This window comes from Flavobacterium laiguense (assembly GCF_003097655.1).
Classification (GTDB): domain Bacteria; phylum Bacteroidota; class Bacteroidia; order Flavobacteriales; family Flavobacteriaceae; genus Flavobacterium; species Flavobacterium laiguense.
Map to the genome: position 1 here is coordinate 20,113 of NZ_QCZH01000029.1, position 15,997 is coordinate 36,109.

Annotated in this window: 18 protein-coding genes and 1 tRNA gene; 8 read left to right on the forward strand and 11 right to left on the reverse strand. The window is 34.8% G+C overall.

The window, feature by feature from the left end; translation table 11 throughout:
• Window positions 1-151 precede the first annotated feature (151 nt).
• Window positions 152-682 (forward strand): hypothetical protein, encoded by a 531-nt coding sequence (locus DB891_RS16295; protein WP_116764642.1) that lies wholly within the window; start codon window positions 152-154, stop codon window positions 680-682.
• Between the two features lie 133 nt (window positions 683-815).
• On the opposite strand, the gene DB891_RS16300 is transcribed toward DB891_RS16295, so the two are convergent.
• From DB891_RS16300 to tgt, 9 genes are all read right to left on the reverse strand, one after another.
• The gene (locus tag DB891_RS16300; RefSeq protein WP_116764643.1) at window positions 816-1,490 is read right to left on the reverse strand and encodes a response regulator transcription factor; all 675 of its coding nucleotides are present in this window, start codon (window positions 1,488-1,490) and stop codon (window positions 816-818) included.
• A 3-nt stretch (window positions 1,491-1,493) separates the two neighbouring features.
• The gene (locus DB891_RS16305) at window positions 1,494-2,285 is read right to left on the reverse strand and encodes a sensor histidine kinase (protein ID WP_116764644.1); all 792 of its coding nucleotides are present in this window, start codon (window positions 2,283-2,285) and stop codon (window positions 1,494-1,496) included.
• Window positions 2,286-2,291: 6 nt separating this feature from the next.
• The gene (locus DB891_RS16310; RefSeq protein WP_116764645.1) at window positions 2,292-2,921 is read right to left on the reverse strand and encodes a hypothetical protein; all 630 of its coding nucleotides are present in this window, start codon (window positions 2,919-2,921) and stop codon (window positions 2,292-2,294) included.
• A gap of 7 nt (window positions 2,922-2,928) precedes the next feature.
• The gene (locus tag DB891_RS16315; protein ID WP_116764646.1) at window positions 2,929-3,318 is read right to left on the reverse strand and encodes a hypothetical protein; all 390 of its coding nucleotides are present in this window, start codon (window positions 3,316-3,318) and stop codon (window positions 2,929-2,931) included.
• A gap of 241 nt (window positions 3,319-3,559) precedes the next feature.
• Window positions 3,560-5,107 (reverse strand): replicative DNA helicase, encoded by a 1,548-nt coding sequence (dnaB, locus tag DB891_RS16320; protein ID WP_116764647.1) that lies wholly within the window; start codon window positions 5,105-5,107, stop codon window positions 3,560-3,562.
• Window positions 5,108-5,247: 140 nt separating this feature from the next.
• Window positions 5,248-6,201 carry an acetyl-CoA carboxylase carboxyltransferase subunit alpha gene (locus tag DB891_RS16325; RefSeq protein ID WP_116764648.1) on the reverse strand — a complete coding sequence of 318 codons (954 nt, stop codon included), beginning with the start codon at window positions 6,199-6,201 and terminating at the stop codon, window positions 5,248-5,250.
• A gap of 113 nt (window positions 6,202-6,314) precedes the next feature.
• Complete coding sequence (locus DB891_RS16330; protein ID WP_116764649.1) at window positions 6,315-7,205, reverse strand: DMT family transporter; 891 nt, start codon at window positions 7,203-7,205, stop codon at window positions 6,315-6,317.
• Window positions 7,192-8,283 (reverse strand): LptF/LptG family permease, encoded by a 1,092-nt coding sequence (locus DB891_RS16335; protein ID WP_116764650.1) that lies wholly within the window; start codon window positions 8,281-8,283, stop codon window positions 7,192-7,194. The genes DB891_RS16330 and DB891_RS16335 overlap by 14 nt, the downstream gene beginning before the upstream one ends.
• 124 nt (window positions 8,284-8,407) lie before the next feature.
• Window positions 8,408-9,538 (reverse strand): tRNA guanosine(34) transglycosylase Tgt, encoded by a 1,131-nt coding sequence (gene tgt / locus DB891_RS16340; protein WP_116764651.1) that lies wholly within the window; start codon window positions 9,536-9,538, stop codon window positions 8,408-8,410.
• 506 nt (window positions 9,539-10,044) lie between these two features.
• Between tgt and DB891_RS16345 the strand changes: the two genes are divergently transcribed.
• From DB891_RS16345 to DB891_RS16360, 4 genes are all read left to right on the forward strand, one after another.
• The gene (locus DB891_RS16345; protein WP_116764652.1) at window positions 10,045-10,323 is read left to right on the forward strand and encodes a rhodanese-like domain-containing protein; all 279 of its coding nucleotides are present in this window, start codon (window positions 10,045-10,047) and stop codon (window positions 10,321-10,323) included.
• Between the two features lie 8 nt (window positions 10,324-10,331).
• Window positions 10,332-10,646: a rhodanese-like domain-containing protein gene (locus DB891_RS16350; protein WP_116764653.1), complete on the forward strand. Its 315-nt coding sequence runs from the start codon at window positions 10,332-10,334 to the stop codon at window positions 10,644-10,646.
• 340 nt (window positions 10,647-10,986) lie between these two features.
• On the forward strand, window positions 10,987-11,841 hold the full coding sequence (locus DB891_RS16355; protein ID WP_116764654.1) for a transketolase: 855 nt from the start codon (window positions 10,987-10,989) through the stop codon (window positions 11,839-11,841).
• Between the two features lie 91 nt (window positions 11,842-11,932).
• Window positions 11,933-12,886 (forward strand): transketolase family protein, encoded by a 954-nt coding sequence (locus DB891_RS16360; protein WP_116764655.1) that lies wholly within the window; start codon window positions 11,933-11,935, stop codon window positions 12,884-12,886.
• A 313-nt stretch (window positions 12,887-13,199) separates the two neighbouring features.
• Here DB891_RS16360 and DB891_RS16365 read toward each other — a convergent pair whose 3' ends face one another.
• Window positions 13,200-14,222, reverse strand: coding sequence for an FKBP-type peptidyl-prolyl cis-trans isomerase (locus DB891_RS16365; RefSeq protein ID WP_116764656.1), 1,023 nt, complete (start codon window positions 14,220-14,222; stop codon window positions 13,200-13,202).
• A 79-nt stretch (window positions 14,223-14,301) separates the two neighbouring features.
• Here DB891_RS16365 and DB891_RS16370 point away from each other — a divergent pair, with 79 nt between their 5' ends.
• The gene (locus tag DB891_RS16370; protein WP_116764657.1) at window positions 14,302-14,691 is read left to right on the forward strand and encodes an RNA-binding S4 domain-containing protein; all 390 of its coding nucleotides are present in this window, start codon (window positions 14,302-14,304) and stop codon (window positions 14,689-14,691) included.
• Window positions 14,692-14,782: 91 nt separating this feature from the next.
• Window positions 14,783-15,283: a phosphoribosyltransferase family protein gene (locus tag DB891_RS16375; RefSeq protein ID WP_116764658.1), complete on the forward strand. Its 501-nt coding sequence runs from the start codon at window positions 14,783-14,785 to the stop codon at window positions 15,281-15,283.
• Here the strand turns inward: DB891_RS16375 and DB891_RS16380 are convergent.
• A complete protein-coding gene (locus tag DB891_RS16380; protein WP_116764659.1) occupies window positions 15,275-15,793 on the reverse strand; it encodes a shikimate kinase in 519 nt (172 codons plus the stop codon). The genes DB891_RS16375 and DB891_RS16380 overlap by 9 nt on opposite strands.
• Before the next feature lie 127 nt (window positions 15,794-15,920).
• On the opposite strand from DB891_RS16380, the gene DB891_RS16385 reads away from it, so the two are divergent.
• Window positions 15,921-15,993, forward strand: a tRNA-Lys gene (locus DB891_RS16385).
• The last annotated feature ends 4 nt before the right edge of the window (window positions 15,994-15,997 follow it).

The following is a 15,997-nucleotide window of genomic DNA, read 5'->3' on the forward strand; positions in this document are numbered from 1 at the left end:
GAATTAGGATCAAAGTCTAAAACGATTATATTTTTTTACAAATGAGCCATTAGACCAATTTATTCTGTCTCATTTCAATTGACACAACCGTTTGAGAAAATGGCTAGTTCAATACCATTTTACAAAACATTTTTATTAAACAATATATATTATGAAAACAATTATTATTGCGTTGCTATTAGTAAGTTTTACAAATACAACATATGGCCAAGAAAATATAGCTCCTGATTATGAGAATGCAAATCTAAAAACCGAAGAATTACCTGGTATGGTTATAAAAACAAATGGGAAAGTTTCCTCTATATATTTACCAGACAAACACCCTGATGAAGTAGTAAGAGGGCTTGAGAAAAAATTTGTGGATTATTCTATTCCAAAAAATGATAAAGAAGATCCAATATCCAGAGTCAGTTTGGAAGTCGAAAGAGGTGTATTAGTGGCACATTATGACTATGACCAAAAATTAATAGGAGTGGATGAAAAATATAAAAATGTAAGACTCCCTAATGCCATTGTATATTCTGTTCAAAAGGAACTTCCGGGTTGGTCAATTACAGACGACACTTACTTTTACTCACAAAAGGATGGTGTGGTTACAAAAAAACACTATAAACTTAGAGTCGAAAAAGAAAATAAAATGCGCAACATTTTAGTGTATGCAGATGGTAAGATCAAAAATTAATCATTCTACCTTTTAAAAACTATTATAAGGAGACAATCCGAGAATTGATTTTCAGATTGTCTCTTTTGCCTTTAATCTTTAATTGAAGGTTTCTATTTATAAACTAACTACCGATTTCTTTATTATAACAAGACTAGTCCAATAAATTCCCTAGAGACACAATTTTATTTTGAATAGCATACACCACTAGTCCAGCAATATTTTTACATTCTGTTTTAAATAATAAATTATTACGGTGCCCCTCAACCGTCCGAGGGCTAATAAAGAGAAGTTCCCCTATTTCTGTGGTGCTTTTTTGACTACAAATATGTTGTAATACTTCTAGCTCACGGCTACTAAGAAAATTATTATCGAAACGACTTTTGATCTTTCTGGTTGTCAATGCACTTTCATGAATGACTTGCATAACATAATCGTTATAATAAAACCCTTTTGTGGCAACTTCATTTATGGTTGTCAACAGTTCTTGCGGTGTGGCATTTTTTATTAAATAGGAAACCACTCCCACATCAATCATATTGGCTACAAAAGATTCCGAATCATAACTAGTTAAAGCTATAATTTTAATCTTAGGGAAATCTTTATGAATAATCTTTGTAGCTTCGACACCATTTAATAATGGCATTTTTAAATCTATCATAATAATATCCGGATGATTTCTATTTTCTTTCAAAAAAGAAATAAGTTCATTCCCGTTTGAAGCTTCAAAAATAACATCTATATTCTTTTCTCTTTCTAACAAAAAAGAAATCCCTTTTCTAAAAAGAACTTCATCATCTGCTAATATAATTTTAATGGAATTGTCCATAATCTAAAAACTAAAAATAACTTCTACTCCCTTATTAACCTTAGCATTAATGTTAAGGGTTCCTTCTAAAAAACCAACACGACTTTCAATATTTTTCATACCCAGTCCATGCTGATTTTTTTTATCCTTGCTGTCAAAACCACAGCCATCATCGGTATAACAACATTCTTTCATTCCGTTTTCCTCAACAAAAACAATGGAAATATTTCTGGCCTTTCCATGCCTCAAAGAATTATTCATCAATTCCTGTAAAATTCTAAAAACATGTAAATGTTTGTCTTTATCCAAATCGTCAAACTGAACTTGATTTTGATAACTTACATTGACAGATTTACTGCTGTTAAACTCCTGACATAATTCTTCGACACCCGCATGAAGCCCAAATTTGTCTAATACTGCCGGCAACAAACCATGTGCAATTTCTCTTGAATTCTTAAGTGCTTTACCAGTAAGATTGATGATATTTCCCGTAATTTCAGCAATCTCTTGTACTGTCAAATTAGGTGTCATTAGCAAATGACTATTCAATGAAACTATATTTAGTTTAGAACTAATGTCATCGTGTAAATCTTGGGCAATACGCTTGCGTTCGGCTTCCTGGCTAATAATTCCGGCTCGTAAAAGTTCTTTGTGATGATGAATTTCCAAGTCTTTTTTTTCAAATTCTTTCTGAATAATTTTCTTTCTCGAAAAATAGAAAAACAAGATCAGAACCAAAACCATCGATAGAAAAGCGATGCAGGTATATATAATTATTTCAATTAAATCATTTTCATATATTAAATCTGCCTTCATAAAATACTATTGAATACTCGTTTTATAATAACTTTTTTTCCATTCTATTAATATCAATACCTGATAAATTATATACAGAAAAGCATTTAGAATCCATGTTGTTAAACTCATTTTCGGACTTAGCACAGTTGTTAAATTTCCTACCAAATACAATATTGAACTTCCAAACAGATATGTTATAATCCCTATATTGATATAATAAAACTCTTTTTTTCCATTCAACATATTGTATAAATGAAAAGTGGCATAAATGATAAGTAAAAAAGAGGTGATGAATATTTCGAATAAATTAAATCTAAAGAACAAGCTAGTATCATTCCCATATTGAATTGCTAAAGCCAATAGCACCAATACTAAACCTATTCTCACTATTCTTTTTTGGTAGTCTTCTTTCAAAATAGCTAGATAAAAAAAGCTCAACAACACTAATTGTCCAATAAAATAAAAATGGGTTGTGAATAGGTTTTGGAAATGAAATTCAATCATGATTTTTGAAACCATTTGAATTATAAATATCATTCCTAAATACCATGTGAAAATCATGTAGGCCTTTCCATGTTTGGAAAAGCCTATGAAAAAAATGATTAAATTGACTAATAAAATCACATATCCAACATTCACAAACAATTTTAACATCTATAAGCTATTGAAACATTGGACTATTAGCATCACAAGCTGGAGGGCAAGGTTGTGTGACATCATAAATAGCATTGGCAACATTTTCATCGCCAACAGTAATCATATCCACATAAATACCCGTTGCTGGGTTGTATTTGCAACCTACAATCATTAATTTTTCTATTCCCTCATTATCCACCCCAATATAAGCTCTAACGGCATCGATCCCTTCGGCTAATACTTCCAATAAATCTATTTTAGGAATTAAAAACGCGTGTAATTCATGGTGTTTATTGTAGTTTCCTTCTTTTTTTTCCCATCGTTTCGCCCATTTTTGAGCTTCTTTTAGCGGAATGGTATTTACTTCTTTAACAATTTCTTGGGGCTTGTTTACGGAGGTGATTTCATTAGACATAACAGTACTTATTTTTTAAATTACAAAATTCTTACGTCAAGAAAAAAGAAAAGCTAAGTTACTGATTTTTTGCGCTTTATACTAAATATTTCTAAATAAAACACAAAGAATACCACATTAGATAAATGTCTCAAATTTTGAGAGATTCAACTGTTTACAAAGAGAAAATGAATGTGATTTTTAGTTACAAAAAAAGCCTACAAAAGTAGGCTTGAATGGTATTTTGAAAAAGAATATTATTCTAAAAAGGAACGTCACCGTCATCATCGTCATCATTATTAAAATTACTTCCGAAAGCCTCATTTGCCGAAGGAAGATTTTTAGTAACAAACGAACTTTCATCATGATTCATACTCGAAGGTAAATCATCATAACCACCGCTGTGATCATCTAAATTATCAAATTTACCCAAGTGCCCGATAAACTTCAAACGAACATTTTCTATACCACCATTTCTATGTTTGGCAATCATAATCTCGGCTTGTCCGGCAGTTGGAGACGCTTCGTCATCATCCCATTCATCAATTTTGTAATATTCGGGACGGTATAAAAACGATACAATATCGGCATCTTGCTCAATCGCCCCAGATTCACGAAGATCCGAAAGCAAAGGCCTTTTACTGGAACCACGCGTTTCTACAGCACGCGATAACTGGGAAAGGGCAATTACAGGAACATTCAATTCCTTGGCTAATGCCTTTAAATTTCGAGAGATAGTCGATATTTCCTGCTCTCTATTTCCACCGCCTTTTCCATTCCCTCCAGCTGTCATCAATTGCAAATAATCGACAATTATGATTTTAATACCGTGTTGCGAAACCAAACGTCTGGCTTTTGCACGCAAATCGAAGATAGAAAGCGATGGCGTATCATCAATAAATAGCGGAGCTTTTTCTAGATTTTTTACTTTAGTACTCAACATTGTCCATTCGTGAGGCTCCAATTTACCTGTACGTAATTTTTCTGAAGACAATCCTGTTTCAGACGAAATCAAACGGGTAATCAACTGTACAGATGCCATCTCTAAAGAGAACAAGGCTACTGGATGTCCGTAGTCGATAGCAATATTTCTAGCCATAGAAAGTACGAACGCCGTTTTTCCCATTGCTGGCCTCGCTGCAATAATAATTAAATCACTAGGTTGCCAGCCTGAGGTAAGCTTGTCTAAATTGGTAAAACCAGTCTCGACACCACTCAGTCCTTCCTGCTTGCTAATTTCCTCAATACGTTTCTTGGCTTGTAAAACTAAACTTTGAGCCGTTTCAGAACTACGTTTTATATTCCCTTGAGTTACCTCGTATAATTTAGATTCTGCTTGGTCTAATAAATTAAATACATCGGTGGTTTCGTCATACGCATCTTCGATAATTTCAGAGGATATCCGAATCAAACTGCGCTGAATAAACTTCTGAAGAATAATTCTAGAGTGAAACTCAATGTGAGCCGAAGAGGAAATTTTTTGAGTAAGCTGAATTAAATAAAAATCGCCTCCGGCTAAGTCTAGCTTGGCATTTTTTCTAAGTTGAGCCGAAACGGTCAATAAATCGATTGGCTGTGTATCGGTAAACAACTGAACAATGGCTTCAAAAATATGTTTGTGTGCTTCTTTATAGAAAGCATCTGGTTGCAGGATATCAATTACCTCATCTACTCCTTTTTTATCAATCATCATTGCACCAAGCACTGCCTCTTCTAGGTCTAAAACTTGTGGGGGTAATTTTCCTTTTTCAAGGTTTATTATAGTTGTTTTATCCACTTTAATTGGACTTATATTCTTGAAATTTTCCATGTAGCGAAAGTAACTAAAATTCTAAAAAAATAACTATTGAGTTATTACAATTAATTGTTTATAAGTACTTGTTTTTTGTTTATAACCAAAAAAAAATCCGAAACGATAAGGCTTCGGATTAAGATCGATAAAGTAAGATTTTACTCTTTAAACTCACCCATTTTGCAGTATTTATCCATTCTTTGAGCGATTAATTCTTCTGTTGATAAGTCTTTAAGTTCATTATAGCCTTTCATGATATATTGACCAACTGTTGTAAAAGTAGTCTCTCTATCATAATGGGCTCCTCCTAGAGGTTCCGGAATAATATCATCGACTAATTTTTGTTTTTTCATATCGGCTGAAGTTAACTTTAATGCATCTGCAGCCTTCTCTTTATAGTCCCAGCTTTTCCATAAAATAGAAGAACAAGACTCTGGAGAAATTACAGAATACCAAGTGTTTTCAAGCATATAAACGCGATCTCCAACACCTATTCCCAATGCACCTCCCGAAGCGCCTTCACCAACAATAATAGTAATAATAGGCACCTTAAGACGTACCATTTCAAATATATTTCTGGCAATAGCTTCTCCCTGACCACGTTCTTCAGCTTCTAATCCTGGATAAGCTCCTGGAGTATCAATCAAAGTAACTACCGGAATACCAAATTTCTCTGCCATTTTCATTAGACGCAAGGCTTTTCTATACCCTTCTGGATTTGCCATCCCAAAATTTCTATACTGACGCGTTTTGGTATTGTATCCTTTTTGTTGGCCCACAATCATAAAAGATTGTCCGTCAATTTTCCCTAAACCACCAATCATGGCTTTATCATCTTTAAAACCTCTATCGCCATGTAGCTCTAGAAAAGTTTCTCCACACAACCCCTTGATATGATCTAAAGTATAAGGTCTACTAGGATGTCTTGATAACTGAACACGTTGCCAGGCCGTTAAGTTTTTATAAATTTGTTTTTTGGTTTCTTCTAATTTCTTATTGATTTGCTTACAGGTATTTGTAACGTCAACATCTGACTCTAGACCAATAACAACACATTTATCTAATTGCTCTTCAAGTTCTTTTATTGGAAGCTCAAAATCTAAATATTCCATAGTATTTGTGCGGTTTTATTATTGTTTTAATTTTTCGTTTCGGAACTGCAAATATAAAACTTAATATCGTTCTATACTTATTTTTTTTAAAAGTGTAAAATAATATCAACTTTTCACTCTAGTTTTTCTTCTTTTCTATAGTGTTTAATGACTCCATTTAATATGACTGTTATTACAATTATGACTGCACCAATGTAGAATTCCGTGCTCATTTTTTCTTTTCCTCCAATAATAAAAAAAGCTAATACAATCCCATAAACAGGTTCTAAATTTGTGGTCAACATCACGGTATAAGGAGAAAGTTGTCTCATTACCTGAACAGAGGCCGTAAAGGCATAAGCGGTACAAATAGAAGCCAGAATTAAAATCAAAATCCAATTTTTTGTCGTCATCACAAAAAAGTCTGCTGTGAATTCACCTTTAAATAAAAAATAGATTGAAATAAATACAAATCCAGCTAAAAATTCATAAAATGAGATTACGGATGGATCATGGTCTGCTATTAACTTTCCGTTCATTAAAGTAAATAAAACGCCCAGTATTATAGAGACCAATGCCAATAACATTCCATTCCAATAATCAATCTCTACTTGCATAATTAGTCCTAAACCCGCAATAATGACAAGTCCAAAAAACACTTCGTACCAAAGCACTTTTCGGCCATAAAATATAGGTTCGAGAAGTGACGCAAAAAAAGCGCCTAAGGAGAAAACCGACAAGGTTATAGAAACCGTTGAAACTTTTATAGCCTCAAAAAAGAAGATCCAGTGTAGTGCTATTAAAAGACCAACAATTATGAACTTAATTAATGATTCGGGAGCTACTTGAAATGATTTTTTTTTGATTCCAATAAAAACAGCAATAAAAACGGATGCAAAAAACATTCGATACCAAACCAAAAAATCAGCTTCTATCGTTATTAATGCCCCTAAAATCGCCGTAAAACCCCAAATAAAAACAATGAAGTGTAAACTAAGGTAACTTTTTAAATTATCGTTTGGCATTCCGTAATAAATAAATGGCTAAAATTCCGAAAACTATATTGGGCAGCCAAACTGCCAATAAAGGCGAAAATGAAGATTTCTCGGCTAACACTCCAAAAATTTTGTCAAAAAACACAAATGAAAATGCCACCGCAATTCCAATAGCCAAATTGACACCCATCCCTCCTCTTCGCTTCATTGAAGATACAGAAACTGCTATAATCGTTAGGATAAATGCCGATACCGGAACACTGTATTTTTTGTACAAAACAACCAGATAGACATTAATATTAGAAGATCCCCGCTTTCTTTCTTTATCAATAAAAGCATTCAGTTCCCCTAGGCTTAATGTTTCTGCGATATACACCACAGGAGCCAAATCCTCCAGATCAAAACTAAATTTCATCTTCTTTTCGGGTGATTTTTCGATCACATCTCCTTCTGACCCTACTATCCTTTTTGTGTAATCGTATAAAGAATAAGTCTTGTCTTTTGGATTCCATTTTATTCTACTGGCCGTAATTTTATATTCTAATTTTTCTTTATTAAACTTTTCCAAAGAGAAATTAAAAGCCATTTGAGACTCATTATTAAAACTATTGACATAGATAAACTCATTGTCACTTATTTGTCGATACACATCGGTGTTATCGCCTCGCATGAGTTCCTTTCCGTTGCTTCTTAAATAGGTGTACCTGAAATTATTATAGCCTTCATTTGAAACCGGAACCACAAAAAACCCCATGAGCATTACTAACACACACACTATAGAAGCCCCAATGATATAAGGCCTCATAAATCTAGTAAAAGAAATCCCGGAACTTAAAATAGCAATAATTTCGGTGTCATTTGCCAATTTTGAGGTAAACCAAATGACCGATATAAACAAAAATATCGGAAAAAGATTATTCATAAAGTAAATCGTAAAATGATAATAATAAATGGCAATCTTTAAAACTGGCACATCATTCGAGATCATTTTATTGATTTTTTCCGAAATATCTATAATAATTCCAATAGGAGCAAACAACAAAAGCATTACCGCAAAAGTGGCTAAATATCTCTTAAGTATATATTTGTCAATTATTGTTAATTTCATAAATTGAAGTTAGAGGTTAGAAGGTTATGAGTTTAGAAGTTTAAAAGTTAAGGCGTTTAGGAGCTAATACTCTTTAAACTTTTAAATCCTTAAACTTCTAAACCCTTTAAACTCCTAAACTTTTTTACAATCGTTGGCTCATGTTTTTCACCATCATCTCTTTCCAGGTCACAAAATCACCTGCTAAGATATGCTTTCTGGCTTCACGTACCAACCACATATAGAACCCAAGATTGTGTATGGTTGCAATTTGCTTACCCAAGTATTCATTGGCAGCAAACAAGTGACGCAAATACGCTTTGGTATATTCGGTATCCACAAAGGTTATTCCCATTTCATCTACTGGAGAAAAATCGGCTTCCCATTTTTTGTTCTTAATATTAATGGTTCCGTTGGCGGTAAACAACATTCCGTTTCTGGCGTTACGCGTAGGCATCACACAATCGAACATATCAATTCCAAGTGCAATATTTTCCAGAATATTGATTGGAGTTCCCACTCCCATAAGGTATCTAGGCTTGTCTTCGGGTAAGATTTCACAAACCACTTCGGTCATGGCATACATTTCTTCTGCTGGTTCCCCAACCGAAAGTCCACCAATGGCATTTCCTTGTTGATTGGAATTGGCAATATATTCTGCCGATTGCCTTCTCAAATCTTTATAGGTACTTCCTTGTATAATTGGGAAAAAAGTTTGATCGTAACCGTATTTCACAGGTACTTTCTCCAAATGATTGATACAGCGATCCAACCAACGGTGGGTCATGTGCATCGAGCGTTGTGCATAGCGATAATCACACGGATAAGGCGTACATTCATCAAAAGCCATGATAATATCGGCTCCAATGGTACGTTGAATTTCCATCACATTCTCTGGAGTAAACACATGATAAGAACCATCAATATGCGATTTAAACTTCACTCCTTCTTCCTTAATTTTTCTGTTCGCCGAAAGAGAATACACTTGATACCCTCCAGAATCGGTCAAAATATTACGGTCCCAGTTCATGAATTTATGCAACCCACCCGCTTTCTCAATGATTTCGGTTTGTGGACGCAAGTACAAATGGTACGTATTTCCGAGAATAATATCCGGATTTATATCTTGTTTCAACTCCCGTTGGTGTACCCCTTTTACTGAGGCAACCGTACCCACAGGCATAAAAATTGGCGTTTCAATCACACCGTGATCAGTAGTAATGCTTCCCGCACGTGCTTTCGATTGCGGATCTGTCTTTAATAAGTCAAACTTCATATAGGCTTTTTTCTCCCGACCGTTCGGGACGGCAAAGATAGGTTAATTTGAAACCCCCATCAAAAAATATTTTTCTTCCGATGAAATGATAGAGTTGGGTTCATGACAACCAAAATTTAAATACTTTTTCGAAAGAAAATCAGATAATTACTAATTTTAAAAATGTTTTGTTTTGACTATATGAATGCTTTTTTGTTGTAATCCTAAAAATGAATATTTTAAAAAATTAAAGCCATACGAAAAACCATTTGGGCGTAACCCCATTAGAAAAAAGGGCCTACTCTTAACAGCGAATATTCGGCCCTTTATCCTAATGCGGTCGGGCTATCCATGCTACTTCGGTAGCTTATTCCTATCCCTTACGCAGAAAAACTGCACAACCAGATCTTTGATTTTTCATTCATTTTTTTTCAAAAATATTTATATATGTAACAAAAATCACTCTACAGCCTTAATTTCTGTTGTAATTTTGCACTATAGAACAACACTCTTTAAAACTAATCTCTATGACTTTAGAAAATATAATAAAAGAAAAACTAGGCACAATTGTAGATGTACGAACACGGGAGGAATTCAGTGGCGGGCACGTTGTTGGGTCGATTAATATACCCTTGAATGAAGTTCAAGACCGGTTCGAAGAAATACAAAACCTAAAATCGCCTTTGGTTCTTTGTTGCGCCTCCGGAAACCGAAGCGGACAAGCACAGCATTTTCTTTCTCAAAAAGAAATCGACTGTCATAATGGAGGTTCATGGCTGGATGTCAATTATTATCAATCCAAATAAAAAACAAGATGTTAAACAGACTAAAAAAAATATTCGGTTTCGGATCTACTGTAGATTATGCCGCCCTTGTAAAACAAGGCGCCATTATCTTGGACGTGCGAAGCAAGGTAGAATATGCCAGCGGACATATAGAAGGTTCCATAAACATCCCTGTAGATGTTTTGAAAAATAGTTTATCTCAATTGAAAGACAAAAATAAACCCATTATCACTTGTTGCGCCTCGGGAATGCGAAGCGCAAGAGCAAAAAATATCCTTAAAACCCATGGTTATATAGATGTTCACAATGGTGATGGATGGAGAAGTCTTCAAAGTAAAATATAAAAGAGCTTGTTCATTGAACTAAATATCTAAGTTTTACGGTTTGCGTGAGGGATAGAAGCTAGCTACCGAAGTAGCGCGTCCCGATAGCTATCGGGAAGCCCGACACCATAAGCAAAAGGGGCGACTAAGCGGTAACACTAGTCAGCCCCTTTTTCTTATGGTGGCACGCCCAGATGAAGTCAGATTGCAGATTTTAGATTTGACCTCTTCGACTGCACACAAAGTACTATTTTGAAGTTGTCATTGATATTGCTATTGTTTTTTGAAATTGCCACTGAAATCATTTGTCTTACGCCAAAATAAAAATTACTTTTGCAGCAGTTTAACTTTTACACACACAATGAAGCCTAACACACAACAATTAAACGATTTAACTATCCAAGTAAGAAGAGATATTCTTCGAATGGTTCATGCTGTCAATTCAGGTCACCCAGGGGGATCTCTAGGATGTACTGAATTTCTGGTAGCCTTGTACCAAAACCTTATGGATCGCAAAAAAGGATTTGACATGGACGGAATTGGAGAAGATCTTTTTTTCCTATCAAACGGTCACATTTCACCTGTATTTTACAGCGTTTTGGCAAGAAGCGGTTATTTTCCAGTAAAGGAATTAGCAACTTTCCGTCTTATTAATTCAAGATTACAAGGACACCCAACAACTCATGATAATTTACCAGGGGTGCGTATCGCATCTGGATCATTGGGTCAAGGATTGTCTGTAGGAATTGGTGCTGCACAGGCTAAAAAGCTAAACGGTGACAACCATATCATTTACACCCTTCACGGTGATGGTGAATTACAGGAAGGTCAAAACTGGGAAGCAATCATGTATGCTTCTGCCAAAAAAGTAGACAACCTTATTGCGACCATTGACCTTAACGGAAAACAAATTGACGGAACTACCGACGAAGTTTTATGTATGGGAAGTATCCGTGCTAAATTTGAAGCTTTTGATTGGGACGTTCTTGAAATCACAGAAGGAAACAACATAGAGGCTATTATTGCAGGTATGAACGATGCTAAATCAAGAACAGGAAAAGGGAAACCGGTTTGTGTATTATTGCACACTGAAATGGGTAATGGTGTAGATTTCATGATGAACACTCATGCTTGGCACGGAAAAGCGCCTAATGATGCGCAACTTGAAAATGCTCTAGCTCAAAACTATAATAGAGGTGGCGAACTAGACTACTAGATTTTTGATTGAAGATTAACGATTTTTGATTTTAGATTTAAAACTTAGTGTCTTAGTGCCTTAGTGGCTCAAGACCTTTAAAAGAAAAATAATGAAAAAATATACAAATACAGGAAGTAAAGATACTCGTTCGGGTTTTGGAGCGGGAATGACTGAATTGGGTCAAAAGAATGAAAACGTAGTGGCACTTTGTGCTGATTTAATTGGATCATTGAAATTTGATGATTTCAAGAAAAATCACCCAGAGCGTTTTTTCCAAATTGGAATTGCAGAAGCGAATATGATTGGAATCGCTGCAGGATTAACAGTTGGAGGAAAGATTCCATTTACTGGAACTTTCGCTAACTTTTCTACAGGGAGAGTTTATGATCAGATTCGTCAATCGGTAGCGTATTCAGATAAAAATGTAAAAATTTGCGCTTCTCACGCAGGATTGACTCTTGGAGAAGATGGAGCTACACACCAAATTCTAGAAGACATTGGATTAATGAAAATGCTACCTGGAATGACTGTAATCAACACTTGTGATTACAATCAGACTAAAGCAGCTACATTAGCTCTTGCTGATCATCATGGTCCAGCGTATTTGCGTTTTGGCCGTCCGGTGGTGCCTAATTTTATGCCAGCTGACGAACCTTTCGTAATTGGAAAAGCGATTCTTTTAAGCGAAGGTACCGATGTAACGATTGTTGCAACAGGACATTTAGTTTGGGAAGCTCTTATTGCTGCCGAAGCATTGGAAGCAAAAGGAATTTCTGCCGAAGTAATCAATATCCATACCATTAAACCATTAGACGAAGAAGCAATTCTGAAATCATTGGCAAAAACCAAATGTATCGTTACTGCCGAAGAGCATAACATACTTGGTGGTCTTGGTGAAAGCATTTCCAGAGTATTAGCATTAAACACTCCAGCTCCTCAAGAGTTTGTGGCGGTTAATGACAGCTTTGGAGAATCTGGAACACCAGAACAATTAATGGAGAAATACAAATTAAACAATCAAGCGATTGTTGAAGCTGTAGAAAAAGTGATCAAAAGAAAGTAATCTTTCCCTATAGATATAAAATCCCATCTCGTTGTGAAAAATGAGATGGGATTTTTTTATGGTTTGATTTTTTTAGTGAGATTACTTTGTTCAGATACCTATCGGAACGAAGCAATCAAATACCGTATTATCCCAACAATTGAATCAGATTCGTTGCCCTTGTTAGTGAGATTGCTTCGTTCCTCGCAAAGACTCCACACACGTCTTTGCGAGGAACGAAGCAATCTCATTTGCAAAGCACAGTTTCTAGTTCCTTTCTTTGAGTAAAATACATCAAAAAAAATCCCAACTCATACACGAGTTGGGATTTTTTTTATTGATTCATTTTGATACAAGTTGCATCCAAATGTCTTTTCTTTCTTGTAGGCTCAGTTTGATTCCCTGAACAATCCGGAATTTTATCAAATTCATAGTATTTTCCATTAGCATCTTTAACTTCTCCTCTTGTAGCATAATTATCGCCGTCATCATCAAAATCCAAGAAATCGGGAATTTCATCTTTATCAGTATCATCAGGATTTGATACGCCTTTCAAAAAACTATTCATATACCTATCCCCATCTAAATCTTCTTGAAAAGAAGGAATTCCATCAGCATCATGATCAAATCGTTTTAATGCGTATAGTTTTATACTAAACACCAAAGGAGAATAAGCCGGAATACCTGTTTTGACATCATTATAATATCCCATCCCAGAAGGAAGAAACATTACCCCTACTCCGAAATCATTATAAACTACCACACCATCATTTTTGGAAGAAAGCCAACCCGTTTTAAACTGAGGAAAACCTTCAGACCAACCACGAATAACTCCAGTTCCTCCATCATGTGAGGTGCCATCTAAATTATATTGGACTTGGCCATTATTAGAAGAATAAAAAACCGTTCCATCCAATAAAGTACCTTTGTTACCCGCAAAAACAGCATCTACGTTACAAGGATATTCACCTCCTGCAACTGGCGATCCTCCCTTTACACCTTCTCTGATGACAAGCGTGTACACTTTATAAGTAATACCATGCAGACTTACATTTCTACTGGTTAATCTAGGAAGTGTAGGACTGTTTAAATAAGACCATAAAGATGGCTGACTTGCAGTATCAGTGATTTTTTTCATGGTTACATCTTGATCGTTTGGAAAGCCAGGATTATTTACTATTTCACTAATATAATTTGTTTTTAAATAATCCTCAATTGCTACAATGTCCAAAGCATATTGTTCCCCAAAAGGTTTCGGTGGAGTTACGACGACATCATTATTATCATCTTTATTACATGAACTTATTGAAACGACTGTTGCAATCAATAAAATAAAATAAAACTTAATTTTGCTCATTATTAGGTGCGGTTTAAGTCGCAAATATACATTAATGATTTACTTTTGTAAAGTATTTAACTTCGATTTTAGAAAATTCATGAGAATAGACAAATATTTATGGTGTGTTCGGTATTATAAAACCAGAAACATGGTAACCGAGGCTTGCAAAAAAAACCATATTACCGTAAATGGTATTGTAGCCAAACCTTCGAAGGAAGTTTTTCCTACCGATAAAATCACTTTCAGAAAAGACCAAATTACACAAATCATAACCGTACTGGATATTCCAGATAATCGTGTAGGCGCCAAACTCGTTGATATGTATCGAAAAAACGAAACGCCACCCGAAGTCTATGCGCACTTAGAATTATTAAAACTATCGAAAGAGCATTATAGAAAAACTGGAGCCGGCAGACCTACCAAAAAAGACCGAAGAGATATTGATGAATTTGGAAATGAAATCAAAACGGAAGACGAAATAGAATAAAACATTTAATTTCAGTTTTGGAACAGAAATTAATAATTCGATATTTGTCTAACTTATTTATCTTTGAATAAATAATAATATAAAATACCCCATGAGCAAAAACATCATCCTTACGAATCAACAAATAGAACACACCATTAAAAGAATTGCTTACCAAATTTACGAAACTTTTGTAGAGGAAGAAGAAATTGTGATAGCAGGAATCACTTCTAATGGCTATACGTTTGCCGAAAAGATTGCTCAAGTATTGGCTACTATTTCACCTATCAAGATTTCGCTTTGCGAAGTTCACATCAATAAGCAAAATCCAGAACTAGCCATAACCACTTCCTTAACAAAAGAGCAATACAGCAATAAAGGCCTAATCCTTGTTGACGATGTATTGAGTTCTGGAACCACATTAATCTATGCAGTAAGACATTTTCTTGATGTTCCTTTAAAAAAGTTTAAAACAGTAGTCCTTGTTGATAGAAACCACAAAAAGTTCCCCATTAAAGCCGATTTTAAAGGAATATCCCTTTCTACCTCACTCTTAGAACATGTAGATGTTGTTTTTGACACCAATGGCGATAGTTACGCCAGTTTAAGCTAATAGATTCAAAATATCATTTACCGTCTCTTCTATTGTTTTATCATCTACGCTCACTTTGTGCTGAGCGTAGTTGTAATAAAAACTTCTATCAAAAAGGTGCTTAGCTATAAACTCCTTCATTTCGGCTGCGCTTTTATCCGCTATAAGCGGTCGTTTGCTTTTATTAGCCACTAATCTATTAAATAAAGTATCAATTGATGCTTTAAGATAAATAGAAGTCACACCGTCCCCGTTTAATAATTCATGATTATTGGCATAGCAAGGCGTTCCGCCCCCCAAACCGATTATATTTTTTTCCGGTGAATTCAATAATTCAACAAAAAAGGTATGTTCTAATTTTCTAAAATAGATCTCCCCATGGGTTTCAAAAATCTCTTTTATGGTCAAATTTACCTTTTTTTCGATATATTCGTCTAAATCAATATACGGAATTTGGATCATTCCAGAAAGCTTATTGGCTATTGTAGACTTACCACAACCCATATACCCTAATAATATAATTTTTTTCATTTGAATAAGAGCCTACGTACTAAGGCGTTAAGATTTTTTACTAAAAAAAGACAAATTTATAATAAAATAGCTTGGAAACTTCAAAAAAAAGTCCTTATATTTGCACCCGCATTCAAGGAAAGAATATGACTCGATAGCTCAGTTGGTAGAGCACATCACTTTTAATGATGGGGTCCTGGGTTCGAGCCCCAGTCGGGTCACAAA